We start from the raw sequence: 16,355 nt of genomic DNA, 5'->3' as shown, positions 1-16,355 counted from the left end.
AGCAGCAGGTCAGCAAGCCTCTCGGCGCCGTAGAACCCGAGCTTCCCAAGCTCAGGGCCTCCGGGATGCGGGACCCGGCAGACGCCAGCCACTTGACGATGGACCTGATCTTGCTGCCAACTATCTCGTCTTGAATTCGACCTTTCCGGTGCTCATGCGGAAGTTCCCGTTCGAGTAGAGGGTGGGGCGGGCCTCGACGTGGTTGCCGCTGTACTTCTCGACGTGCCGGATCTGGGCACCGCCGGGAACGGTGAAGTCGATCAAGGCGATGGCGACCCAGTAGGACAAGTTGCGGTTGTTGAACAGTGGCACCGACACCGTGGAACCCCGCCCGTCGGTGACGACTGCCCGAGCACCGTAGGACTTGAACGAACCGGCCCCGTTTTCCACCGCGCTATAGGCACAGAGAAGGACGTAGCCCTGGAGGTCGGGGCGACGGATCGTAACCGTCTCGCGGCCCGGCGCCCGAGCGTCGCCATCCAGGGCGATGTAGGGCGGCGCGAAGGGCGATCCCAGCTGGCGGTAGTAGACGACCTGATCTGACTTGTTTGGGCGCTTGCCAGCCAGAGTGACAAGACTTCCAGGGACATAGAGGGCGTACAGGTCGAGGTCGGCGCCAGCTTGTCTTCGGGCTGCGCTTCCGCCGTTCCATTCGAGTGTGGCCGTCACGACAAGGCTCGGGTCGTCCTTGCGCATGTCAATAGTCGCGTGGCCGGCCTTGGTGAGAGCGACTTTGCCCAGCGGGACGAGAGGGCGAGTCGGTGTCGTCGTCAGCGGGACTGGTGCACCCCCCGGTGAGGCGTTCGGTGCGTAGGCGGGTCGTGGGGGCGCAGCAGTCGCGTGCCGGGCCTGTGTGGCAGTCGCCGCAGACGGAGATTGCGCCGTGGACGGCCCGGGGTCATCCACAACGATGCCGAAGTCCGAGGCCAGACCCGCCAGTCCCGTGTCCCACCCCTGGCCTACTGCCCTTGCCTTCCAAACGCCTGCCCGTCGGTAGAGCTCAACGAGGATGGCCACCGTCTCCCGATGCGTGAGCGGCGGCGGCGCAAACGTGATCCGTGTGCTCCCACACTCGATGACCGCATGAGGGGTGTTGCTCGCGTCGAAGCGAGTAGCTGGCAGCTCAGGGTCAATGCTTGCGACGACGGCAACACGGTCGACTGTCGCAGGGACCGCGACCAGATCCGCGACGATCGTCTGCCCGTTCAGTACGATCCCGTCCTGCGAGGAGTGATTGTAGAAGACCAGATCGTCATCACTCCGCACCTTGCCGTCATGTCCGAGCAGAACAGCAGAGACGTCGATGCCCGTAGTGAGCGAGGTAAGGGTGACGCGGCAGACCGCTGCGGACAAGACAGCGTTGCCGCCTTTGGCAAGGGTGGTAGTCATGGGTGCCCTCTCACGATGGTGCGTACATCGTGGTGCCCTGAGTCGGTCTGTGTAGGACAAACAGTGATTTCCTGCAGTGAAGCGCCTCCAAGGTGATCATGTTCCTGAGAGGGCAAGGTGCGTCGGTGGTTCGGCCGCCCGTCTCAGTTTCCGTCTCATTCAGCTCCGTTCACGGCCGTTCAGGCCAGACCCGGAGCCGTCCCCACTCCAGCGGGCAGCCGCCCATGAACGCAGATGAACGCCCCTGAACGACACCTCAGCCCCCACCACCACAGTTGGAGAGCGTGGGGGGCGAGCGCTGTCGCGCACTGCTCGTAGGGCGGCCGTACTCTGCGTATGGTCATGCGAGGACGAGGCTGTGGGACGGCCCAGCCTTGCCGGAGGTAGGGGCAGTGAGCAGAAGACTCTACGTCGCCCGGGGCGTGCCGGGTGGCTATCGAATTTGGGACAACCGTGGACGCCGATGGTGGGGCGACCTTTACGAGTTGTGTCCTGACGATCTCCTGACCGAGCTGAATGGCGGGGCGGATCAGACGCGGATCACTGCGCTGATGAAGAAGTACCGAGCGCAGAAGCGATAGGCATCCGGACGGCAGCTCGCACCACAGCCGCACCAGATCGAGCGGGGAACAGCGGGGAATCACGGTGAAAGCCGCCCCGCCCAGAGAGGCTGCTGGGTCAGCTTTCGCCCTGGTCAACGTGCGAACCGGCCCCAGATGACCGCAGCTTCCCAAGCTGATGTTCTGCTACGCGAAGCCCAACATCAGTCCCGTCTCCGTTCCCCTAGCCCACCGGTCTGCCGTTCGTCCGGGCTGCGGCGCTGGGGCGCCGGTCCCGGCCGAGCGGCAGACCGGAGCAGTACGGGAATCGAGGACAGCGAAGGGCCCCGCACATCATCCGCCGGGGGGAACGGTGATGTACGGGGCTGGGGCAGCCGGATGCAGGAGCAGGCTCGTACTGCAACCGGCCGAGGCTTCTCGGGCCGAAATGGGTCAGGCAGCCGACGAGTCGTGTCGGGCGTTCCTTGCCTCGCGCATTGTCGTCTCCGCTTGCCTCGGCGTCTGCGCCGCAAGGCCCGACAGGATCAGTTGCGCCAGCATCACGGCCGCTTCAGGGCGAACGGTGCCGAGGCGTACCAAGCCATCTCCCGAGACGTTCACGTCAGCTGTGAGACCAGGGAAGTCCGGCTCTAGGCCCAAAGCGGTGAGCTGTACGGCCAATAAGCCGGCGCTGCGTCGCGCCTGTGCCCAGCCACGGACGTAGGGCACTCCCGGCATCAGGTCCTCAGCTCGTTTCGCGACGACTCCCCGTCGGTCGGTCATTACGTCAGTCCCTTCCTGTTCGGTGTTCCGTGGATTCGGCTTTGCCATCTTCCAGTCGCCGTAGTCCCGCAGTAAGCGCCAGACGCAACAGTTCCGCCAGGCGTTCCGCGGTGGCCGGGGAAACACGGCCCAGCTCGACCAAGCCCTGTCCGAACGCGTTCATTTCGGCGCGCAGGTAGGGGAAGTCCTTCTCCAAGCCAGCACTCAGCAGTGCGTCCCGGAGGGCGGTTGTCGCGTTGCGTGTGGTGTACCAGTCGTCGCTGTCCAGAGGCGACCAGGTGGCAGCGTCGTGCCGGTGAGTCGCGTCATTCCCCATCAAGCCGGGCCCCCTCGAAAGCAGACAGGGCGAGGGCAGCCGCAGACGGGTAGCGCTCGCCGTACCGGTTCACACGAGCGAGCAGTTCGGCTGAGGCGACGAGCATGGTGGCCAGGGCGACCGGACGCAGCGGATTGGCGATGGGCCGCCGGGCCGGGGCGCGGAGCCACTGGTAGCGGTCACCACTCATCGGCATGGGTCCCGGAACGACGACTACGGAGCCGGGTCCCAGGTAGCGGTACGCGGGTGGATCTCCTTCTTCCCGCGTCAGGTGGTGAGTGAAGGTCTCCTGACTTTGCGAGCCAAGGAAGAAGCCGACTCGCTGCGCTTTACGATCAAGCACTGCAGGCCCGAATGGCAGCCCTCTGCGGAGAAGCTGGTCGAAGGTCTCCATACCGACCCGCTGCTCGACCGTCACCGTGTCGAAGAAGCGACCTGCTGCCAGCGCGTACGGGGCGCGCGGATCACTCGCCCAGACCGTTCGGCATTCGGCTGGGTCATCTGCCGCCGCGGAGAGCCATTCGACGCCTCTTGTGGTCATCCTCTGCACGTCATCTCACCTCGGTCTGACTCGGTCACGGTCGCGATGCCGTCCTGCGTCCAGACTCGGGGTTAAGCCCCTGGCCAGGGCAGATGACGAGAGATGACGGGGGATGACGCGTCACGCGTGGACGCGTCATCCCCCGTCAGGGCGCAACCGCTGCGCATCTGGGCTTACTTGGGGCGCTCGGTAGTGAACCGCGCGTACATTCAGACGTGGATCCACAGAGTCACTGACCCCAACAATCCCACCAGTGCACGCGCAGGGAGGGAACGGTCACGTCTTCCATGCAGCCGACCAACATCCGTTTACGGCAGGCCCGTGCGGACAGGGGTTGGAGTCAGCCGCGGTTGGTACGCGAGGTGCGACAGGTCGCTGCTCGACGCGGGCACCAGCTTCCGGCGGACACCAGTGTGAAACGTCGTATCGCAAGCTGGGAGAACGGCCATAGCGTCCCGGACGACTTCTATGGTCCGTTGCTGTGCGAGGTGTTCGGACTCAGCGCCGCCGAACTCGGACTGACCCATGGGAGCGGACGGGATACGTCGCTCATGGACGTTACCTATCCGGCGAGTCCCGACGACGCGATCGAAGCGGTCGGGCAGTTGTGGCGTGCTGATCTCAATCGATACGAGCCGCTTTTGCAGGCTGAGCCGTCCGGGCCCGCATGGAGTGAAGCGTCCCTCCGGTGGCTGGTTGCGCCCGACCCGGCGATTCCCAGGCAGCGCAAGGACGGAATCCGGGTCGGTCTCGGAGACGTGGCAGCGATCAAGACCACTGCGGACATGTTCGCCGAGCTGGACGACCGGTTCGGCGGCGACCACGCTCGGCACGCGGCCATCCAGTACCTCAGCACCGAAGTGGTGCCGCTCCTGCGCGGGCAGTACACCGAACAGGTCGGTCGGGCCTTGTTCTCCACCGTGGCGGAAGCGACGCTCCTCGCCGGTTGGATGTCGTACGACGCCTGCCGTCATGGCTTGGCGCAGCGGTACTTTCTTCAGGCCCTCCGGTTGGCCCAGGACGCCAACGACCGTCGGCTCGCCGGAAGCATCCTGTCGGCCATGAGCCATCAGGCAACGTTCCTCGGTCGCTACACGGAGGCCGCCACGCTCGCTCGGGCCGCGCTCATGGGGATCTCCCCCGTGGCCACACCGACGCTGCGCGCCCAGTTCCACGCCATGGAGGCTCGTGCCCTCGCCCGAACCGGTGACGTGCGCGCCTGCGAGGCAGCACTGAACGCGGCCACGAAGGCACTGGAGAGCCGCAACAGTGAGGACGAGCCGGAGTGGATCAGCTACTTCGACGAAGCCGAACTTGCCGCCGAGGCCGCTCACTGCTTCCGTGACGTCGACAGCGCCCGCCAGGCCGTCGCCCACGCGGAGAACGCCATGAGCGGCAACCACGTACGGAGCGACTTTTTCGCGACCATGGTCCTGGCCGACGCGCACCTACGAGCCGGAGACGTCGAGGAGGCGTGCCGTGTGGCGCTGGACGCACTCGATTTGGGAGAGCAGCTGAAGTCCGCGCGATGTGTCAGCTATCTCGCCGAGTTCCGGCAGAACCTTCTAACGGCCGGCCAGAGCACCGCGGTGCACATCTTCACCGAGCAAGTCAGAGAACACAGACTGTGGGTGGCTTCCGGCGATCACGCCGCTGTCTGAGGCTCCGAGCGCACCGGCCCACCGCTCAGAACGCGTTCCACTCGTCCCGTTCCTCCCCTGTGCGGAGGGACCGCACCCGTCGGGCGAACTCCGCGGCGGACCGCTCGCTGTTCGTGACCTGGCGGCCGAGCCACGCGACCATCATCAGCTCACGCAGATCAGCCAGCGTCTCGTACCCCGGCCAGTTCATCAGGTCGAAGCCGTAGCGGTGGACGAACTCCGCGTACTCCGCCTTCGAGTGCCAGCCATAGCGGTCGTAGTAGATCGCCGTCAGGATCAGGTCCCATTCGCGCGGGGCCAACGTGAAGCCGTCCAGATCGATGAAAACCGCGTGCCCGTCTCGGTGGCGGAGGAGGTTCCCGATGTTGGCATCCCCGTGGATCATGCCGAAGGGGAGGACGAAGTCCAGACGGCCGTAATCCTTGGCGAGCTTGGCCGCTCGTTCCTCCAGGAACTTCCGGTCCTCCCCCGAGACGCCATCCAGCCCTTCAAGGGACGCCGCCAGTTTGGCCAGCGGGTCGAAGTACGGCAGGCCCAGCGCCTGCGGCTCTTCGAGCCAGTGCAGGCGGCGCAGCAGATCGGCCAGCTCGCCGATGGTGGCGTACTCCACGTTCTCCTGGACGCTCTCCCAGAAGGTGACCACCAGGCCGCTGACGACGAGCGGCTGAGCGATCTGTGCTGGCACTCGTGTGGCCGGGAAGTCCTCCGACTCCAGCCAGCGGGCCACCCTCACCGCTCGGTCCATCTCCGCCAGGACCGATGGGTCACGCGCGACGCGGACGATGATCGGTAATGACGCCAAGCGGTAGACCGCGTTCGATCCGAGCCGCAGCAACTCGGCTTCGCCGGAGTCGAGTCCGGCCGTCGTGCACGCCTCCTGGAGAATGGGTGCCAGGCCCTCCGCAGTGAACTCCGTGCCGCCGCCGTCCGGTCCCCCGCCGCTGCCCGAGATCATGCTCCGACGATACGGGCCCGACCGGCCGCCTGATAGGTCGCCCACGTAATAGGGGCGTGATGATGTTGCTCGGCATGCGCGCGCGAGGATCCTCCGCCGCTGGTCAGGCGCTCTGTCGCCCCTTGCTCTCATCCGGGCTCCGGAGCCGTGTGCGCAGGTTCGAATCCTGCCGGGGGCACTCGCCACACAGCCAGCAAGAACAAGGCGCTGAGCTGGGCGGATGCCGACATGAGAGAGCGGGAGTCAGTCTCACTGACTCCCGCTCTCTCTCGTTGTCCTCGCCTCAGCGGGCCTGAGACCTGCGTAGTAGAGCGCCGCATAGAACGAACCAGGCGCCGCCCGCCACGATCTCTTCGTCCGCACCCCGTCTCCTGCAAGTCCGGGTGCGCGGTGACGATGGCACTCATGAACTGGTTGACGGTGTCGGCGGCGCCGCTGTCGGCGAGGTGGAAGCCGAACATCACGGCGGCGAACGCGGAGCCTGCTTCGGGGCCTTGGAACGCAGCAGCATGAACGGGACGAAGCCGAAGAGCAGAGCGAGGGGCAGTCACGGCCATGGGAAACTCGCTTCCGGGCGAGGCGGACGGGTGGATAGGCTCTGCGGGCCCCGGGTGCTCGCAAGCTTGGGGACACGGGACGGCGGTCGCGCCGGCGGGCGATTGCTCCGCGCGATCACGCGATAGCGGGCGACCGCCGGTCCCCACACCTCGGCGGGGTCAGTCGGCGGCGCCGGCGCCGGCACGGTTGTAGAGCCAGCGGCGATGCGGACGCCTTTGCCGCGGCCCTTGCAGATGCCCACATCAAGCGCCGACAGCAGCGACGGCGCGCGGTCCCCTTCTGCGCCAGCCCACTCGACACAGGGAGGATCAGAAGGAGGGTCAGAGGTAGGATGAGTAGCATGAGTGACCCTACCGGTAAGTACTCGATCACCATGCCCCGTGGCATCGCCGAAGCCGCCAAGGCCCGCAGCGGCCCTTCGGGCCTGTCCGCCTACGTCGCCGCTGCCGTCGCGCGCCAGATCGAGCGGGACAATCTCAACGAACTCATTCAGGTCGCCGAGGCCGAGCACGGGCCCATCACCGACGAAGAGATCCAGGCCCTGCGCGACCAGCTCCACCAGGCTCGCCAGCAGCAAACGCAAGGCGGGTCGAACGCCGCGTGACCCGCTCCTCCGCCGCTACCCCCGGCGGCACCCTGGTCCTCGACAGCGAGGGGCTGGCCAAGGCCGTCCTTCGCGACCGCACCGTCACCGGCTGGCTGGCCCTCGCTCGCGCCGACGACCTGCGGGTGATCACTTCCGCAGCCATCCTTGTGGAGGTGATGCACCCTCGGATCAACCGCCCGGCCCTGGAGTGGATCCTCTCCCGCCTCGTCGTCGAACCGGTCACCGAGCCCATCGCCCGTCACGCCAGCGCCCTCCTCGCCGACGCCGGCCTGCACGGCCACAAGTACGCCATCGACGCCATGCTCGGCGCCACCGCCCTCGCCGCCCCCGGACCGGCGACAGTTCTCACCTCGGACCCCGAGGATCTCACCACCCTGTGCGGCTCTCGCATCACCGTCATCAAGGTCTGAGCATCGGCTCTCGCCTGCCCATCGTGCTCTTGATCGGTGAGGCCCCCGCCCAGTCCGGCCGCGACCGGTCACGTTGGCTCGCAAGGCTTCTCACCTGGGGACCGCGACCGACACCTCAGCGGTGGTCTGTGGGTTCGGACCGGCGGTGCGTGTCCGGGCGGTGCAGGGTGGCGATCTGGGCGCCGGCGAGGATGAGCAGGCAGCCCGCCAGTTGCTCCGGTGTGGGGTGTTCGCCGAGCACCAGGGCGCTCAGCGCGACGGCGCCGACCGGGGTGAGCAGCAGCAGAATGGCACCGACGTGGCTGGGCAGCCTGGGTGTGGACACGGCGACCAGCAGCCAGCCCAGCACCTGCCCGAATGCGGCGACGGCGAGCAGCCAGCCGATGACCACCCAGCCCGGCGCCAGGTCCACGCCGTGCCACAGGATTCCCGCGATCAGGGACACCACGGCCGCGGACACCGTGACGTCCATATAGGACTGTTTGACGTGGCCGTGGTGGCCGCTGCGGCGCAGCAGGTACAGGAACCCCCAGTAGCACACCGCAGCCAGGACCGCGTGCATGGTCCCCCGCATCGGGTCGCTGCCCACCGTGGCGCTGCCGATCAGCCCGGCAGTGAGCACCACGCCGACCAGCACCACCGGCAGGGCCAGGAGGTAGCGGCGGGAGGGCTTCGCGGTCGACCAGCAGAGCCAGGAGCGGCACCAGTACGACCTGCACGTTCACCAGTACGGTGGACAGGCCGGCGCCGACCTCGGCGATGGCCTGGGTCCACAGCATCATGTCCCCGGCGAACAGCGCACCCGCTGCCGCGGCCAGCAGCCGCTGTCGATGCCGCGGCGGTCCCTCCCTGCGGCGCTCCACCGTGCCGATGGCGAACAGCGCGGGCAGGGCGAGCACGCACCGGTAGAACGACGCCGTCCCCGGAGAAGCCTTGGCCAGGTTCAGCAGCACGGCCGACGCCGACACGCACAGCGCCCCGACCGCCATGGTCCACTGCGGATGCCGTTGCCACCACCGCATGCTCAGCACCACGGCCTGCTCAGCATCACAGCGTGCTCAGCGGCGCCGCCTTCCGCGGCAGCCAGTTGACGTTCACCTCGTCCACTCGTACGGGACCCCTTTGTCGTCCGAGACGGGTTTCGCGCCCTCGGTCAGTCCCACGGCGGTTCCCGAAAGGCGGCCGGCGAGCGCGAGCACAGAATCGCCTTCTTGGTAACAGGTTGCGGGTTGCCGGGCTACCCGTGCTCAGCCTGCTTCATGAGCCCTGAGCGGGCGGCCCGGCGTTTGATGGCCTCAGAGGTCCTGTCAGTACCCGCGTCGTCGGAGGCCATGCCGCGAAAAGCAGCATCCCCGTCCCGGCCCGCCGCGGCTTCATCGGCGCCGGGCGGAACGCCGATGACCGCGACGCCGATGCGTCGTGGACCGGACGCGACGAACTTGGCGAACTCGGCTAACTCGGCTAACTCGGCGAAGGCAGTCGGGAGATCCCGGTACCTGGGTACCTGTACGCATGACTGGCGACTGGCGTCGACGTGAACGTGCACCGGTGAAGACACGGAAGGGTTCCGCCATGCGGCTCCGGGTCATGACCCTCAACGTCTGGAACGAGGAAGGCGACAGCGATGCCCGCATGCGGGTGATCAACCAAGGGCTGCGCAGGCTCAAACCGGATCTGCTGGGCCTGCAGGAGGTCGTCCGCACCGGCGACCGCGATCAGCTGGGAGTCCTCACGGAGGGACTCGGCCTGCAGGCGACCCATCAGCGTGACGTGGCCGCGGTCGAGCCGCCCCACGCGGCGCAGTACGGCGGCAATGCGATCGCCACACGCTGGCCGCATCGAATCGTCGAATGGCTGGACCTGCGCCAGGCCGGCGAACTTGACGTGCCATGGCGCACGCTGGCCGCACGGGTGGCGGTCCCGGACCTGGGCGACATGCTGTTCATCGTGACGACGACCTCTTGGCGGCCCGAGGCCGAGGCGGCGCGTGAGCTCCAGGTCATGGCGCTCACCGATCTCGACGCCCGCCACCGCACCGACCTGCCCACCGTGATCGCCGGCGACTTCACCGCCGTACCCGAAGCGGCCTGCATCCGCTACCTGACCGGTGCGCAGGCCCTGTCGGGGCGCAGCGTGAGCTACCACGACGCATGGGCGCTCGCCGGCGACGGGCCGGGTCACACGTGGACCACGGCGAACCCCAGCGCCCGCACGGTGATCGAGCAGGTCGTCGGGCAGGGGGCACATCACCGCCGCATCGACTACGTGTTCGTCGGATCACGGCTGACGCATCCCAAAGCGCAATGCACGATCGACACCGCCGCGCTCGCCTTCGACCGCCCGGTCGACGGCATCTGGGCGAGCGATCATTTCGGCGTGGTCGTCGACCTCGACATCACCATTGCCTGAAGCCCTGTGACTCGGGCCGCGCCTGGCCGACGACCGGTCCCGGGAGGTACCTGGCTCGTACCGCCCCGGGAGTCTGAAAGGCAACGACCTCCTGTCGAGGCCGCCGCCGAAGGCAGCTTCCCCCAACCAGCGCCAGCAGGCGGCGTTAGGGGCGGCCTATGGCGGGTAGTCGCAGATGCAGAAACCGGAGGTGACCGGGCATGCTGATTCTTGGACTACTTCTGCTGGCCGCGACCGCCGCCTTCACAGGACTGGCGATCTCCGACAACCTCACAGGCGGCCCCCACTACACGGTGTCCGTCCTCGGCAACGACATCGCCACCATGAACACCCTGGAGATCTTCTGCGCCGGCCTCGCCCTGGCCCTGATCTTCTCGCTGGGCTTGTGGATGGCCGTGGGTGGCGCCCTGCACCGGCGCACCCGAAAGGCACGGTTGCGCAACGAACGCGATGCGCTGGCCGCCCGGCTGTCCGAGAGTGGGGGAGCGGCCGGGTCGACCACGGGGGCTGGGGTAGGGGCGGCGGCCCCCACGTCGCCGGCCACGGGGCCCGAGAGGGCACCCGCACCGCACCACCGGGCCCGCGGCAGGCGGATCCATCTCTTCGGCCACTGAGGCCACGGAGGCCGCTGGGGCCACTGGGGCGATGCAGTGCCGCCCGATGTCGCTGGTCGTCACAACGGGACTGCGGGCGGACGGTACGGTACGCAGTTTTCGACCATGGTCGACGTGCCCCTAGCGGATGCAGCAGCCGATCGCCTGCGCCGCTGCGGGCGCCGGCCGTGCCTGGCCGTTTCCGGCCCGTGATCCCGGAGAAGCAAGAGGATCAGCCCGCCGGCAGAGCACCGCGAGCCGCGCGACCGGGCCCCGGTCGGCGTCGTCGCCCGGTGTACGGGCAGTGCGCTGGGTACTCGCCGGGTACTCACCTGTCGCCGAACTGCCGGCATGCGCAGAGAACAGCAGCGGGGACCACATCATGTGGAAGGACACCACCTCATGCGGCATGACGAGATGATCGGAAAAGTGCAGGCGCTCGCTCAGCTGCCGGACCGGGGATCGGCCGACCGCGCGACGCGAGCAGTACTGATCACACTGGCCGAACGGCTGCCGTCCGGGCTCGCGGAGCACATGTCCGCCCAGCTTCCACCGGAACTGGCCGACCCCATGCGTCAGGCAGCGGAGCTGCCTTCCGCCGACGGCCGCTCGCACACCTCGGGGGAGCGGTTCGACCTGACCGTGTTTGCCGGACGGATCGCCGGGCGTGCGGGCACGGACGAGGACGCGGCCCTGCGCGAGGCCGCCGCCGTGCTGGAGGTGCTCGATGCCGCCCTCACTCCGGAACTGAACGAGAAGGTCGCCGGGGTGCTGCCTGCGGACATCCGTCTGCTTTTGCCCTCCGGCCGTGCCGCCGAAGCCACCGGCGACTCCGGCTGAGCCACTGGACCGGTACGGCCTCCCGCGCGCCGGGCGTCCGAGCAAGCACTCCCGGGCGCCGGAGCGAGCACTCGCGCGGGGCCTATCGCGCTGTCGGCCGTGGGATGCGTGCCGCTGCAAAGTCTGCCGCTGAAATGCCTTCCGCTCGTCGCGGCCCGTGATGAACCCACCGAGCATCGAGCACCGGTGGTCGGTCGTCGGTCGTCCTCGGGTTTCGGTCGGCGCCGCGTGGTGACCCCGCCCACCATGTCGGAGTTTGTCGATACCCCTGTACTGCGGGTCGCCTATGACGTGAGTGGTCCCGCGGACGGGCATCCCGTACTGGCGGTGCACGGCTGGCCTGACGACATCCACTGCTGGGACGGTGTGCTGCCGCATCTGCACCGGGCGGGCTGCCGGGTCTACCGGCCGTATCTGCGCGGTTTCGGGCCCACCAGGTTCCACTCCCCGGACAGGCCACGCAGTGGGCAGATCGGCGCACTAGGCCGGGACCTGGCCGACTTCCTCGATGCCCTGGACCTGCGTGACGTGGTCGTGGCCGGTCACGATTGGGGGGCTCGGGCCGGCTACGTACTCGGCTCGCTGTTTCCGGATCGACTACGCGCGCTGGTGGCGATGTCCGCGGGCTATTCGACCAACCGCCCCGATGCCCCGCTCCCGTATTCGCTGACACACGCCTATTGGTACGAGTGGTTCGTTGCCTCAGCCCGTGGCCGCCGAGCCCTGGACGACGACCGCCGCGACTTGTGCCGCTACCTGTGGACCACTTGGTCCCCGGAATGGGATTTCACCGAGTCGGCGTTCGCTCAGGCTGCCGGTGCCTGGGACAACCCCGACTGGGCGGAGGTGAGCGTGCATGCCTATCTGCACCGTTGGGGCGAGGCCGCTGGCGATCCTGCTTACCAGGACATCGAGGATCGGCTTGCCGAGCCGCCGCTGATCCGCGTCCCGACCCTCGTCGTGCATGGGGAGTGCGATGGTGACAACCTCGCCTCCACCACCGAGGGAAAGGACGAGTTGTTCGCCGACGCCTACCGGCGGGTGGTGCTGCCCGGCATCGGTCACTTCCCGCCCCGGGAGGAACCTCGGGCCACCGCTGACGCGATCTTGCAGCTCACGCCGTCGACGACCGTTCGGTGACCGCGACCGGCTCCACCAACCAAGCCCGAGAGCAACAGGCCCAAGGCGGGGCGAGGGTCGCGTGCGTGATCGGTACCGGCGAGCAGCCACACGAAGCCCCCGCGTGCCGCCAGCCGTCGCTCACCGTCAGGAACGTCCGGTACGAGGGTGGCAGCCGGTGTCCGAGCCGTTCCTCAAGGGCCTGGATCCGTTCCTCGGACGCGGGCGGGAATCCGAGCCAGCCTGCACGCCGGGCTTTCTCGTCCCCCTCGCGCGCACCGCCTGCCGGTGTGTTCGGGTCCTGTGCGTCCGCCCACTCCTGGCTCCATCGGTCCAGGAAGGACTGCCAGCCGTCGGTCGAGTCCGTCATGACGAGAATCCTGGCACCCGCCACTGACAAACGGACGAGCTGGCAAACTGGCAAACTGGCAACCCGAGATCGGCCGGCCGGGCCGGCCGGACCGACAGGGCCGGACCCCGCCGGACCGCGAAGCGCAAAATTTACTCTGCACGGTGATTGCCTTGCGCGTCTCGTACGTACCCCCTGTGGACGAGTCGTTCAGCTCAGGAGGCAGCATGCGTGTTACACAACGCACCGCAGGAACCGTATTCGTGATCGGTGGGTTGCTCGTGACTCTCACCGCGCTCGCGTATCCCGCCCTCCTCGGTGTGGAGAAGACGACGACCAGCCAGGACCGGATCATCGCCAACACCCGGTACGGGCCGTTGACCGAGGCCGACCGGGACTTCGTGGTCAAGGTGCGGGCGGCCGGGCTGTGGGAGCACCCGCTCGGTCTGATGGCCATGAAGCGCGGTACGACCCCGGCGATGAAGGAGGCCGGGGAGCACCTGGTCGCGGGGCACGCCGGACTCGACGAGATGTGCCGGAAGATCGCCCCCGAGCTGGGCGTCACCCTGCCCAACCAGGCCAGCCCCCAACAGCAGCAGTTCGTGGCGACCGTGGACGGGAGCGCCGGCAAGCAGTTCGACACCACCGCCGTGAACATCATGCGCGTGACCCACGGACAGATCTTCCCGGTCATCGCCAAGGTCCGCGCCAACACCAAGAACAGCATGATCCGTGAGCTGGCCGACCTCGCCAACGACACCGTCCTCGACCACATCACGGTGTTGGAGAAGACCGGCCTGGTCAACTACGACCAGGTCAACTTCCAGCAGACCACCCCGCCGAAACTCCCCAAGGCCGAGATGACCCCGCCCGCGCCGCAGCCGGGCTCGCCGGTCCTCGTCCTCAACCTGCCCGCGGGGTTGGACGTCAACACCACCTCCCCGACGCCCAGCCCGTCCGTCAAATGATCAAACGCCCCGCGGAGCCGGTGAACCGGCGAGCCGGATGATCGGAGAGCCGGGCTCGTGACCTGGGGGCGTGCTCAAGGTCGACGGTTCGGTGCCCGGCCCGTGCTCCTGCGGACGATCAGCTCGACCGGCACCACCTGGTTCGGCGCCGGTTCCGGTGGGCCGTCCAGCTGGGACAGGAGCAGCCGCAGGGAACGCGTACCGATCTCGGCGAAGTCGGTACGGACCGTGGTCAGCGGCGGGAGCAGGTGCGCGGCCTCCGGGATGTCGTCGTAACCGACGACACTGACGTCATCGGGAACATGACGGCCCGACTCATGAAGAGCGCGGAGCACTCCGAGTGCCATCTGGTCGTTGGAGGCGAAGATCGCGGTGACATCGGAACGGCCGGCCAGCCCGCGGCCCAGTTCGTAACCCGAGTCCGCGCTCCAGTCACCGATGAGGGGCTCGTGGACCGGGGCCCCCGCCGCCCGCAGTGTGGCCCGCCAGGCTTCCACCCTGCGGTCCGCCGACAGCCATCCCAGGGGGCCCGCGATGTGCCGGACCGTCGTGTGGCCGAGGTCCAGAAGGTGCTCCGTGGCCATGCGCGCGCCCGCCCGGTTGTCGGCCGTGACGAACGACGCGTCCTTGCCGAGATCGTTCTCCAGGACCATCAGCGGAGTGTCGAGGTGTGCCTCCGCCAGCGCCCTGCCCACCCAGCGCTGCGGGGCGATGGCGATCACACCGTCCGCTCCCTCGGCCGACAGCGTGTCCACGGCGCGTACGACGGTGGCCCGGTCGGCCGTGTCGAGCGCGATGGAACTCACCAGGTAACCGGCCTCCTGGGCCGCCGTGTTGATCGCGGTCAGGATGGAGGCCGGGCCGAAACGGGCCGCGTCGAAGGAGATCACGCCGAGCATGCGGGTCCGGCCGCTGGCCAGGGAGCGTGCGCTGCGGCTGGGGCGGTAGCCGAGGGTGCGCATGGCGGTCCGGACCGCCTCGCGGGTCTCGGGGCGGACGGCCGGGTTGTCGTTCAGTACGCGGGACACCGTCTGCTTGGAGACACCGGCCAGCCGCGCCACGTCGTCCATCACCGGGCGCGCTCCCGCGAAGTTGCGTCGGCTGCGGCCCTTGGGAAGGCTCTTGTGGGGTTCAGGTCCTGGGGGCGGCGCGCCGTCGCCGGCGCTTCGGGTCATGGCGGGTGACGTCCTTCGGGTCCGCGGTTCGTCCCGGCGGTCGTGCCCCGCCCGGCTGGCCCACAGGATAGGCCGCCGGGCCGGAGGGTGCCGCTGTGCTCAGCCGGCCGTCAGGGCTTCACCGGGCCCAGGTCGGGCGTGTCCGTGAGGTGGACGCGCGGTTCGGTCGTGGCCTGCAGTTCCAGCAGGACCAGTTCATTGGTGCCGGGGCGCAGGACGGGCGCCGGTACGTACAGCGTGCGCTGTGGGCCGCGGTTCCAGTAGCGGCCGAGGTGGAAGCCGTTGATCCAAGCCTGGCCCTTGGTCCAGCCGGGCAGGGAGAGGAAGGTGTCGGCGGGCGTCCGGACCTCGAACGTGCCGTGGTGGAAGGCGGGCCCGGCGTCCACGGGCGACTCCGCCGGCGACTGAGCCGAGGCGAAGGGCACCGAGCCCACGGCGTCGGCGTCGGCGTCGGCGTCGGCGTCCATGGCATCGGCGTCCATGGCCAGGGGATGGCAGTCCCATCCGTGCAGCGCGGTGCCGTCGAAGGTGACCGGGCCGAGCAGGCCCTTCCGGGAGCCGATGCGTGGGCCGTAGTTGACACCGCCCATGTTCTCGACGAGCACGTCCAGCGTGGCGCCGGCCCGCGGGAGCCGTACGGGCAGGGCCTCCTCGTGGCGTTCGCGTTCGAGTACGCCGACGGGGGCGCCGTCCACGAAGACCTGGGCGCGGTCGCCGACACCGCCCGCGAAGCGCAGCACGCCGTCGCCGGACACGGGAACCGTGGTGCGGTACAGGGCGTAGCCCGCCCGCAGGCCCAGCTCCTCCATCGTGACCGGGTCGGCGTCGACGCGTACCGGTTTGGCCAGAACGCTCGCGTGCGCGAGCAGCGAGACGCGGCGCGTCAACTCCACCGCTGTGGGCGGGAGTTTGCGTGACGGCGCCGGGGCGGGCTCGTCGGGGACCGGGGCGTGGCGGGCGATGACCTCGCGGAAGGCGTGGTACTTCGGACTCGGGTCGCCTGATTCGGTGAGGGCCGCGTCGTAGTCGTACGAGGTCACGATGGGCTCGTACGCGTGGTCGTGGTTGGCGCCGTTCGTGAAACCGAAGTTGGTGCCGCCGTGGAACATGTAGATGTTGACGGAGGCGCCCGCCGAGAGCAGC

16 protein-coding genes and 2 pseudogenes are annotated in these 16,355 nt (G+C 68.5%); 9 read left to right on the top strand and 9 right to left on the bottom strand.

The annotated features are described in order from the left end of the window. Positions 1-120 precede the first annotated feature (120 nt). Positions 121-1,389 carry a TerD family protein gene (locus tag AOK01_RS22115; protein ID WP_055514370.1) on the bottom strand — a complete coding sequence of 423 codons (1,269 nt, stop codon included), beginning with the start codon at positions 1,387-1,389 and terminating at the stop codon, positions 121-123. A 392-nt stretch (positions 1,390-1,781) separates the two neighbouring features. Between AOK01_RS22115 and AOK01_RS45255 the strand changes: the two genes are divergently transcribed. Beyond that, positions 1,782-1,970 (top strand): hypothetical protein, encoded by a 189-nt coding sequence (locus tag AOK01_RS45255; RefSeq protein ID WP_079103652.1) that lies wholly within the window; start codon positions 1,782-1,784, stop codon positions 1,968-1,970. A gap of 745 nt (positions 1,971-2,715) precedes the next feature. On the opposite strand, the gene AOK01_RS41500 is transcribed toward AOK01_RS45255, so the two are convergent. Both AOK01_RS41500 and AOK01_RS22110 read right to left on the bottom strand, forming a co-directional pair. Beyond that, positions 2,716-3,027 carry a hypothetical protein gene (locus AOK01_RS41500; protein WP_079103650.1) on the bottom strand — a complete coding sequence of 104 codons (312 nt, stop codon included), beginning with the start codon at positions 3,025-3,027 and terminating at the stop codon, positions 2,716-2,718. After that, a complete protein-coding gene (locus AOK01_RS22110; protein ID WP_245702363.1) occupies positions 3,017-3,577 on the bottom strand; it encodes a bifunctional DNA primase/polymerase in 561 nt (186 codons plus the stop codon). Before AOK01_RS22110 ends, AOK01_RS41500 begins: the two co-directional genes overlap by 11 nt. 278 nt (positions 3,578-3,855) lie before the next feature. Here AOK01_RS22110 and AOK01_RS22105 point away from each other — a divergent pair, with 278 nt between their 5' ends. After that, positions 3,856-5,229 (top strand): helix-turn-helix domain-containing protein, encoded by a 1,374-nt coding sequence (locus AOK01_RS22105; RefSeq protein WP_055514368.1) that lies wholly within the window; start codon positions 3,856-3,858, stop codon positions 5,227-5,229. Positions 5,230-5,254: 25 nt separating this feature from the next. Here AOK01_RS22105 and AOK01_RS22100 read toward each other — a convergent pair whose 3' ends face one another. After that, positions 5,255-6,184: a phosphotransferase family protein gene (locus AOK01_RS22100; RefSeq protein WP_055514366.1), complete on the bottom strand. Its 930-nt coding sequence runs from the start codon at positions 6,182-6,184 to the stop codon at positions 5,255-5,257. Between the two features lie 898 nt (positions 6,185-7,082). On the opposite strand from AOK01_RS22100, the gene AOK01_RS22095 reads away from it, so the two are divergent. Continuing rightward, a complete protein-coding gene (locus AOK01_RS22095) occupies positions 7,083-7,346 on the top strand; it encodes a hypothetical protein (RefSeq protein WP_055514364.1) in 264 nt (87 codons plus the stop codon). Then, positions 7,343-7,759: a type II toxin-antitoxin system VapC family toxin gene (locus AOK01_RS22090; RefSeq protein WP_055514362.1), complete on the top strand. Its 417-nt coding sequence runs from the start codon at positions 7,343-7,345 to the stop codon at positions 7,757-7,759. Before AOK01_RS22095 ends, AOK01_RS22090 begins: the two co-directional genes overlap by 4 nt. Before the next feature lie 115 nt (positions 7,760-7,874). On the opposite strand, the gene AOK01_RS44445 is transcribed toward AOK01_RS22090, so the two are convergent. Both AOK01_RS44445 and AOK01_RS46610 read right to left on the bottom strand, forming a co-directional pair. Further along, positions 7,875-8,384 (bottom strand): EamA family transporter, encoded by a 510-nt coding sequence (locus AOK01_RS44445; protein ID WP_213862134.1) that lies wholly within the window; start codon positions 8,382-8,384, stop codon positions 7,875-7,877. Positions 8,385-8,439: 55 nt separating this feature from the next. Beyond that, positions 8,440-8,748 (bottom strand): annotated as a pseudogene (locus AOK01_RS46610) (EamA family transporter); the annotation flags it as partial. 598 nt (positions 8,749-9,346) lie between these two features. Between AOK01_RS46610 and AOK01_RS22075 the strand changes: the two are divergent. From AOK01_RS22075 to AOK01_RS22060, 4 genes are all read left to right on the top strand, one after another. After that, the gene (locus tag AOK01_RS22075) at positions 9,347-10,168 is read left to right on the top strand and encodes an endonuclease/exonuclease/phosphatase family protein (protein WP_213862133.1); all 822 of its coding nucleotides are present in this window, start codon (positions 9,347-9,349) and stop codon (positions 10,166-10,168) included. A 200-nt stretch (positions 10,169-10,368) separates the two neighbouring features. Then, positions 10,369-10,782 (top strand): hypothetical protein, encoded by a 414-nt coding sequence (locus AOK01_RS45250; RefSeq protein WP_245702362.1) that lies wholly within the window; start codon positions 10,369-10,371, stop codon positions 10,780-10,782. Positions 10,783-11,163: 381 nt separating this feature from the next. Continuing rightward, a complete protein-coding gene (locus tag AOK01_RS22065) occupies positions 11,164-11,601 on the top strand; it encodes a DUF2267 domain-containing protein (RefSeq protein ID WP_055514358.1) in 438 nt (145 codons plus the stop codon). Positions 11,602-11,709: 108 nt separating this feature from the next. Further along, entirely contained in the window at positions 11,710-12,741 is a 1,032-nt protein-coding gene (locus AOK01_RS22060) for an alpha/beta fold hydrolase (protein ID WP_245702361.1), read from the top strand. Positions 12,742-12,800: 59 nt separating this feature from the next. Here the strand turns inward: AOK01_RS22060 and AOK01_RS42825 are convergent. After that, positions 12,801-13,090, bottom strand: a pseudogene (locus tag AOK01_RS42825) (SMI1/KNR4 family protein); the annotation flags it as partial. 206 nt (positions 13,091-13,296) lie between these two features. Between AOK01_RS42825 and AOK01_RS22050 the strand changes: the two are divergent. Beyond that, complete coding sequence (locus tag AOK01_RS22050) at positions 13,297-14,037, top strand: DUF4142 domain-containing protein (protein ID WP_055514353.1); 741 nt, start codon at positions 13,297-13,299, stop codon at positions 14,035-14,037. A 74-nt stretch (positions 14,038-14,111) separates the two neighbouring features. Here AOK01_RS22050 and AOK01_RS22045 read toward each other — a convergent pair whose 3' ends face one another. Next, the gene (locus AOK01_RS22045) at positions 14,112-15,212 is read right to left on the bottom strand and encodes a LacI family DNA-binding transcriptional regulator (RefSeq protein ID WP_055514351.1); all 1,101 of its coding nucleotides are present in this window, start codon (positions 15,210-15,212) and stop codon (positions 14,112-14,114) included. A gap of 110 nt (positions 15,213-15,322) precedes the next feature. Beyond that, positions 15,323-16,355, bottom strand: a 1,033-nt coding sequence (locus tag AOK01_RS22040) for a beta-galactosidase (RefSeq protein ID WP_213862132.1), incomplete at its 5' end; no start/stop codon positions are given.

The sequence above is a fragment of the Streptomyces aurantiacus genome (assembly GCF_001418335.1).
In the GTDB taxonomy this organism is placed as follows: domain Bacteria; phylum Actinomycetota; class Actinomycetes; order Streptomycetales; family Streptomycetaceae; genus Streptomyces; species Streptomyces aurantiacus.
This window is presented reverse-complemented; position numbering and strand designations above follow the sequence as displayed.